Source organism: Variovorax soli NBRC 106424 (genome assembly GCF_001591385.1).
Lineage (GTDB): Bacteria > Pseudomonadota > Gammaproteobacteria > Burkholderiales > Burkholderiaceae_C > Variovorax > Variovorax soli.
The window spans coordinates 1-7790 of the sequence record NZ_BCUU01000160.1 but is presented as its reverse complement, the minus strand read 5'-3'; the positions used below and the strand labels follow the sequence as shown (position 1 = coordinate 7790).

Sequence of the window (7790 nt, the reverse complement as noted above, 5' to 3'; positions counted from 1 at the left end):
GCGCGGCGCGCGTGCGCCGGCTTGTCGCTGCGCACCTTGCCTGCGCGCGAAGGCGGGCGGCACAGCACGCACACGTAGTCGTGCTTGTCGTCGTAGGCATGCGCCACAAACTCGCCGGCGCAGCGCGTGCAGCTGCTCAGCTGCAGCATGCCGCTGTCGAAGAAGCGGACCATGGTGTAGGCGCGCGTGAAGTCCAGCACCGTGCTGCCCTCGGGCAGGTCGGCCTGCTCCAGGTAGATGCGGTAGCTCTTGATGAGCGCCTGCAGCTCGCCGCCGTCGTCGTGGCTGCGCATGAAGCGGTAGATGTTGTAGAACATCGACGAGTGGATATTGGCCAGCCAGGTCATGTACCAGTCGGTAGAAAAAGGCAGCAGCCCTTTCGGCGGCGACGCGCCCTTGATTTCCTTGTAAAGGCGAATCAGCCGCTCGCGGCTCAGGCCGACTTCCGCCTCCAGGAATTGCAGGCGCGCGCCCAGGCCGATGAGTTCCACCGCCAATTGGACCTGCCGGACTTCGGCCAATACGCTTTTCTGGCTCATTTCGATAAATCTCAGTTCTTGGCGGCAAGATGATTGCCGGCCATCAAAATGGACATGTGGGCGCGCTGCAGTGCCGGATCTTTTTCGTCATTTCCAACCGCGTGAATTGAAGCCTCTTCATTCAGGCGCGGGCTGAAGATAAGGAATTTGGAATTGGACAACTTGATGATCTGGGTAATTGTCATGTTCGCCAGCATGTCTGCCAATTTGCTGCCGATACCCAGGCGAATCATGGAAGCCGCCTTGTCCTGTTTCACCATTTTCTGAGCGAGCAGGATATAGGCGAGATTTATTTCGCTGATTTCCCGCGCAATTTCTTCATTCAAGGCAACCGAATCACTATACGAATCCACACCGCACTCCAATCACAGATTAACTGCTATACAAATAAATGTATCACAGTGTTTCAATTTCCCGGACGACAGATTGGTGACGAAAATCACAAACTGCCAGCCAGCCCGGGAATGTGCGAAATAATTCCACCCTCGTTCCGTCTATGAAAAGTAATATGAACACCTTCGGGCTACGTATTTAAATTGCCCCTTTTTCCCATTTGTAGGACGTGTAATGGGGATGGATTACTTTCATCAATCCGCGACTGCGCCCGACAAATCTTCCTGCTCGATTTCCCAGAGCCAGGCCAGGACTTCGGCCACCGCCACATAAAGCGGCGGCGGAATCTGGCGGTCGAGCTGCACCTGCATCAGCAGGCGGACCAGCTCCGGCGAGGCATGCACATACAGGCCGTGCTCGCGCGCGGCGCGCATGATCGATTCCGCCATCACGCCATAGCCCTTGGCCACGACCACGGGTGCGCGCCCCTCGTCCCGGCAGGACAAGGCAACCGCGCGGGACCGATCGGACGCCGCGGCACTCATGGCGCTGCCTCTTCCGGGCCGAGCGCGAGGCTCTGCAATTCGAGCCCGGCTTGCGACATGCGGCGGGTCAGGTTCTCGACGCCGGCGCGCAGCCTGTCCGTTGTCGGTTCGTCGTTCGCCGCCAGTCGTGCGTGCACGTTCTGGCCGTCGAGCTTCAGGGCCACCTTCACGGCGCCCAGTCGCGGCAAGTCCAGCGTCAGCGTGGTCGCCCATTGAACCGGACTGTGGTCTTCGTCCTCATCCGTATGCCGGCGCCCGCCCTCTTCCTGTACGGTCCATTCCATCGGCGCGCCGGGCCAGGCCTCGCCGCCCCAGCGGAACATTGCGCCCGCCAGCAAGTCCAGTTGCTGGTGAACCAGCGCCGCGGCCTGCGGATGAACGACTGCGGACGCAGCAGCAGGCAGTGCATCGGCTGGCATCGCCGAGTCGGCCGCTGCGGCGGACTGCGCGTGTGCGGCCGTGGCCACGTGTTCGTGCCGCGAGAGCGCGCTATCCACTGAAACTGCAGGGGCGCCCTGCATCGCGGCGGGCTCCGGTTTGGTCTGCCCTACGGCGGTCACAGACTCCTGGCCGGCCTGCTGAGGCGCCCGTTGCAACGGCAACGCGGGCATCAGTGCAGCCACGGTCGACGCTGAGGCCGCGGGCATGGCGCCGGCGGACGCCGGCGCCGCCGCCATGGGCAACACACCGGATGGCTGGCGCGGCTGCGGGCCGTCCGGCTCGGTCTCTTGCACCGCCCTGCCACGCGCAAGGCCGGCCTGCGGCTCGCGCTGCATCTGCGCAAGGCTGCGTGCCCCGCCGGCGAACTCCGCCAGGTGCGACTCATAGAAAAGGCCGGACTCCGAGAGCTGGCGCGACAAGGCCGATGCAAGTGCTTGCGCGGCCGGCGCCTGCCGCTGCGCAGGCCACAGCGGGCCGCTGCCGCGCACCGCAGTTGCCTGTCCCGCGGGCATGCCGGATGCCAGCGCAAAGATGGCCCGCGCCGCCGAGGACAGCGCAATGCCTGTGCCACCTGCATCGGGACGCGCCGCCCTGATCGGCAATGCGGCGCGCGATTGCACGCTGGCGTGCAGTTGCAGGTTGGCGCGGGCAGGCAGCAGCAGGTCATTGTCGACACGGGGTGCTCTGGCAACCGGCGGCGCCGCTTCTTCGGCACCGGCGGGTGCCTGGCGCGCGGAGAGTTCCACCCACGGCGCCAGCCGCGCCGACAGCAGCGCGTCGGCCTTGGCAAGCGGCCCGGTCACGACAGGTGCAGGCTCAATGCGAGCCTCCGTAGGCCTTGCCCAGGCTCGCCTGCGTCTGCAGGCTGGCAATGCCGGTGAGCAGTTGGCGCAGCTGCGGCTTGACCAGGCGGATGACTTCTTCCTGGTCGCGGCGCACGCTGATGAGCGAATTGCGCACCGTGTCGCGCTGCTCGCTGTTCAGCTCCGTCTCGGGCTCGATCTCCTTCAGGCGCTGGACCAGCGCCGCACACAGGGTTTCGAGGCCGGGCAGCTCGCCCCACTCTTCCTGGCGCGACAGCGCCAGCATCTGCGCGGTGAGGGTGGCGAGCCGCTCGTAGCAATGCACGACTTCGCTGTTGACGGACATGGTTCTTTCCCTTTTTCTCTCTACTGTTCGGCCTTCGGCGCGCGCTCGGCGCCGATTTCCCGCCAGGCGGAGGCGATGTTGTCGAGCAGGCCCTCGGCCTCGTCGAGCGCGGCCGGGTCGTTGCGCAGGTTCGCCTGCAAGAGGCGCTGCGCGATGTAGACATACAGCGCCGTGAGGTTGGCCACGAGGCTTGCACCCTCCGGCCCCGCGGCCTGCACATCCAGGCTGGCGCGCAGTCCGTTGTCCACGATGTTGATGGCCTTGGTGATGGCGTTGCCCTTGGCCTGCACGTCGCCGCTGGCCATGTGGTGGCGCGCCATGCCGATGGCGGTCTTGGCGCCGTCGAACAGCATCACGATCAGCTGGTGCGGCGAGGCGCTCATGGCGCTGGATTCGACGCCGACCCGCGCATAGGCGCCGGCGCCGGTGCGGTAGGTGTGGGGGGTGTACATCGTGGAGCCTCTCGGGTTACTTGTTCGCGCTGGCCGTCGCGTTCATCGCCTCGAACTGCTGCGACAGGTAGGTCAGCGTGCTGTTCATGCTGCTCATCAGTACGTCCAGCTGGGTGAATTGCGCGCGGTAGCGCGCCATGGTGGCGTCGACGCGGGTCTGCATGGCGTCGTACTGCTCGTCGAGCTCCTTGATGGTCTCGGTCACGCCGTCGGACGCCACCCTCAGGCTGCCGCCGGTCTTGGTGAGCGAATCGACCAGCGAATCCAGCTGCTTGCCGTAGCCCGAGGTGCTGCCGGTGGCGCTGGCAAACAGCTTCGACACGCCCGCCAGGTTGCTTTCCAGCGCCTTGTCCAGCTTGGTGCTGTCCACCAGCAGCGTGCCGTCCTTCTGGAAGCTCACGCCGATCTCGTTGAGCACCTTCACTTCGTTGGTGCCGCTGGCCTGCGGCGTGGTGAGCACTTCGCGCACCCGGTTCATCAGGTTGCGCAGTGTCGAGTCGCCCACCAGCGCAGCGCCCGTCTGGGTATCCGCGTCGTAAGTGGTGAGGCTCTTGGCCGTGCCTTGCAAGGCGTTGTAGGCCTTGACGAAGTCGCTGATGGCGGTCTTCATCGAGGCGGTGTTGGCCTTCATCGACAGGCCGGTGGTGCCGGTCTGCACCAGCGTCAGCGTCGTGCCCTGGATGGCTTCCTTGACCGTGTTGCTCGCGCTGGTGACGGCAATGCCGTTGACGTCGAGCCTGGCGTTCTGCGCCGCCAGCGTCTGCTTCAGGTTCTGGGTGCCCGCCGGGTCGTTGCCCAGCAGGTTCTGCAGCGCCGCGTCACCGTCGACCGAGATGCGCATGCTCGAGGCTTCGCCCGTTTCCTTGGACAGCAGCACCAGGCGGTATGGCGTGCCGCTGCCATCGTTCACGATGCTGGCCGTCACGCCCGCGTCGGCGGCATTGATCGCATCGCGGATGCCGGTCAGCGTGTTGTTGGTGGCGTCGATGGTGATCGACTTCGAGGGGCGTTTGATGTCCGCGCTGAAGGCCGCGCCGCTGTAGGTGCCGGTGGCCGGGTCCAGCGTGCCGCCGCTGATGGTGCCGAAGTCGATCGTCACCTTGCCGCTGCCGATGGCCGTGCTGGACGTGGCCTGGCCTTTGGCAATCAGCGATTGCGATTGCGCCAGTTGCGAGACGGTGATGTTGTAGTTGCCGGCGGAACTGGCGTCGGTCGACGAGGCAGCCAGGATGCCGCTCACGGTGGGCGTGCCGGTCACGGCCTGGAACAGCGCCGGGTCGCCCAGCTTCCTGGCCGCGCTCTGCAGCGACTCCAGCGCGCTCTGGATCTGGCCAAAAGCCGACAGCTTGCTGGTGTAGCTCTTGGCCTTGGTCTCCAGCGCAGCCAGCGGCGCGCTCTCCGCGCTCTCGAGCTGGCTGAGCAGGCTGCTCAGGTCGAGATTGGAGCCCACGCCCACGCTGCTGATAGTCGCCATGTTCTTGATGTCCTCGAAATATCGGTATGAAAGTCGGCTGCGGTCGTCTGCTCAGGCCTGCTCGCTCATCGGCGAGGCGGGCGCCTTGCCTCGTGCACCTTGGCTACTGGATGATTCGCTGTGCTCTGGAGCCTCGGCCACGGCCGTGGCCCCAGGGCACAGCGCAGGCGTTGCCGCCTGCGGCCGCCGGCACTGCCCTTTCGGGCGGATACCGGCGGTTCCGTTTCCTTTCTTCGTTCGTCGATTAACGCAGGAGGGACAGCACGCCTTGCGTGGTCTGGTTGGCCTGGGCCAGCACCGAGGTACCAGCCTGTTGCAGGATCTGCGCGCGGGTCATGTTCGACACTTCCACCGCGTAGTCGGCGTCTTCGATGCGCGAACGCGACGACGACAGGTTGGTGATGGTGGTGCCCAGGTTGGCGATCACCGAGTCGAAGCGGTTCTGCACCGCACCCAGCGAACCGCGCAGCTCGTCGACCTTGGCCAAGGCAGCGTCGATGGCCTTGAGCGGGTCTTCGGTCTTCTCGCCCTTGCTGGTCGTGTCGGTCGTCAGTTGGCCAGCGCTGTTCACATAGGCAGTTGCGCCGACTTCGTCTTCGTACTTGGTGCCGGCGATGGCGGCATCGGTGCTCTTCACGGTGGCTTCGCCGGTGTCGGGATCCACGGTGTAGACCGTGCTGTAGGTCTGGACCGTCGTGAACTCGCCGTCGCTGTCGACATAGGTGTCGGTGGATTCGCCGTCAGCGAAGTCCAGGGTGGCGGTCAGCAGGCCGCTCTTCATCTGGATGGTCGCATTGTCGGCGGCAGGGGCTGCGGCAAAGCTGGCCTTCAGGGCATCGGCAGCAATGGTGTCCTTGTAGACCAGGTCGCCACCTGCAGTGGCGGTGTACTTGGCGTCGCCCACCGTCACGGTGCTGCCAACAGCGCTTGCAGCCCAGGTCATCACGTCATCGAGCGTCGCTTGCGCGCCCGAACCCGGGTCGTTCGTGCTCAGCTCACCGGTTGCGGCAAGGTATGCCTTCTGGCCGCCGATGGTGACGTTGCCAAGGGCATCCACCTCGAACGCGGCGGTGGAACCCGTGCCGCCGTTGTCGTACACGCCGGACACGGTGCCCGTTGCGGGCGTCAGCTTCGCGGCTTCGGCCGTGACGTTTGCGCCGCTGGTAACGGTCTGGTCGAACGAGAAGCTCTTCGAGGCAGCGTCGTACGTGTAGGCGATGTCGGTGCCGCCACCATCCGTCAGCGTCACGATGTCGCCGGTGTTCAGCTTGGCGAAGGCCTGGTCGGCCGTCACGGCTTCGTGCGTCGTCACGACCGTGTAGTCGTTGCCCACGGCCGTGCCGCCAGCAGCCAGCAGGTCGGTGACCGTGGCCTTGCTGTTCTGCGAAACGCCCTTGCCGTTCACGTTGAAGCCGTCCAGGCCCAGCGTCTTGGCGGTGATTTCCTTCAGGTCGATGTCGATGGTCTGGCCGTCGTTCGCGCCGACTTGCACGGTCAGCTTGCCAGCGTCGGCCGACAGGACCTTCACGCCGTTGAATTGCGTCTGCTCGGAAACGCGGTTGATTTCTTCCAGGCGCTGCGAGATTTCAGCCTGGATCGAATCCAGGTCGCTGGCCGAGTTCGTGCCGTTGGCAGCCTGCACCGACAGTTCGCGGATGCGCTGCAGGTTGTTGTTGACTTCGGTCAGTGCGCCTTCGGTCGTCTGGGCGATCGAGATGCCGTCGTTGGCGTTGCGGGTGGCTTGCGTCAGGCCCTTGATGTTGGCCGTGAAGCGGTTGGCGATGGCCTGGCCGGCGGCGTCGTCCTTGGCGCTGTTGATGCGCATGCCGGACGACAGACGCTCGATTGCCGTGTTCAAGGCCGACTGCGACTTGTTCAGGTTGTTCTGCGTGAGCAGAGAGAGACTGTTGGTGTTGATGACTTGCGCCATGCTCGACTCCTGTTGACTAAGGTTGGTTACTCCGGCCGGGGGCCGTAACGCTGGACCTTCCTCCCGCCTGCGGGACTCAAGCCATCGTTGATTGGGTTATCGGCAGGGGCCTTCAAAGCTTTAGGCCTGTCTTTCAAAATTTCTATCCGCGCAAGCCGACAAACCGGAGCAATCAGCACTCTCTTCAATCAGGCAGGCAGGCTCATCACTTCCTGGTAGGCGGCCACCAGCCGGTTGCGCACCTGCAGGCCGGTCTGGAACGCCACGTTGGCCTTCTGCAGGTCGACCATCACGTCGTTGAGCGCGACGCCGGGCTTGCCCAGTTCGAACGCCTCGGCCTTGCCGTAGGCCTCCTGCTGCATGCCGCTGATGCGGCTGAGCGTGCGCTGCAGCTCGCCGGCAAAGCCGCCGGCCTGAGAACTTTCTGCCGCATCGCTCGCGCGGTGGGTGGTGGCAAAGCCCGTCTGGAGCGCCGTGGCGCGCATCTGCTGCAGCACGGACTCGATGGCCGCAATGGACATGGGGAAGACCTTTCTCTGTCTGATTTGAAGGTGATGCGAAACGCACGGATGCGCGCCCGCGTCTGTCGAGCGTAGTGGCGGGCACCTGTTTCGCATGGGCGCAACTGAGGGGAAAAAGCGCGGCTGTTCGGCCAATGGATCGACCGGGGCGCTGCCGAGAATCCATCGCACACAGCAAGCCGCCTGGTGACTGCACCCGGCTCATTGGACTTGGCATGAACCCTCTTGCAGAACGACGACTTTCCTCGACCCGCGCGGCCGCCCGCCCCGCGGGCGCCACCCACGCCATGAGCTTCTTCGCCGAATGAGCGCCGCCACCACCGCCGCGCCGGTGCCCGCCATGCCCAGCGGCGGCGCGCCTGCCGCCATGCAGGGCGCCCTGCCCTTTGTCGAGCGCCTGCGCGCG

Annotated in this window: 9 protein-coding genes; all 9 read right to left on the bottom strand. The window is 65.0% G+C overall.

Features of this window, described 5'->3' with window-relative positions; all coding sequences use genetic code 11:
* Positions 1-539, bottom strand: a 539-nt coding sequence (flhC, locus tag VSO01S_RS25300) for a flagellar transcriptional regulator FlhC (protein WP_068645535.1), incomplete at its 3' end; no start/stop codon positions are given.
* An 11-nt stretch (positions 540-550) separates the two neighbouring features.
* Positions 551-865, bottom strand: coding sequence for a flagellar transcriptional regulator FlhD (gene flhD / locus VSO01S_RS25295; RefSeq protein WP_245684323.1), 315 nt, complete (start codon positions 863-865; stop codon positions 551-553).
* Between the two features lie 261 nt (positions 866-1126).
* On the bottom strand, positions 1127-1417 hold the full coding sequence (locus VSO01S_RS25290) for an EscU/YscU/HrcU family type III secretion system export apparatus switch protein (protein ID WP_068645533.1): 291 nt from the start codon (positions 1415-1417) through the stop codon (positions 1127-1129).
* On the bottom strand, positions 1414-2661 hold the full coding sequence (gene fliK / locus VSO01S_RS25285; RefSeq protein ID WP_068645532.1) for a flagellar hook-length control protein FliK: 1248 nt from the start codon (positions 2659-2661) through the stop codon (positions 1414-1416). Before fliK ends, VSO01S_RS25290 begins: the two co-directional genes overlap by 4 nt.
* Positions 2662-2674: 13 nt before the next feature.
* Positions 2675-3007, bottom strand: a complete 333-nt coding sequence (locus VSO01S_RS25280) for a flagellar protein FliT (protein ID WP_068645531.1) — start codon at positions 3005-3007, stop codon at positions 2675-2677.
* A gap of 20 nt (positions 3008-3027) precedes the next feature.
* Entirely contained in the window at positions 3028-3459 is a 432-nt protein-coding gene (fliS, locus tag VSO01S_RS25275; RefSeq protein ID WP_068645530.1) for a flagellar export chaperone FliS, read from the bottom strand.
* A 16-nt stretch (positions 3460-3475) separates the two neighbouring features.
* Positions 3476-4933, bottom strand: coding sequence for a flagellar filament capping protein FliD (gene fliD / locus VSO01S_RS25270; protein WP_068645529.1), 1458 nt, complete (start codon positions 4931-4933; stop codon positions 3476-3478).
* 244 nt (positions 4934-5177) lie between these two features.
* Positions 5178-6863: a FliC/FljB family flagellin gene (locus tag VSO01S_RS25265; protein ID WP_068645528.1), complete on the bottom strand. Its 1686-nt coding sequence runs from the start codon at positions 6861-6863 to the stop codon at positions 5178-5180.
* A gap of 188 nt (positions 6864-7051) precedes the next feature.
* Entirely contained in the window at positions 7052-7384 is a 333-nt protein-coding gene (gene fliE, locus VSO01S_RS25260) for a flagellar hook-basal body complex protein FliE (RefSeq protein WP_068645527.1), read from the bottom strand.
* Positions 7385-7790: the final 406 nt, after the last annotated feature.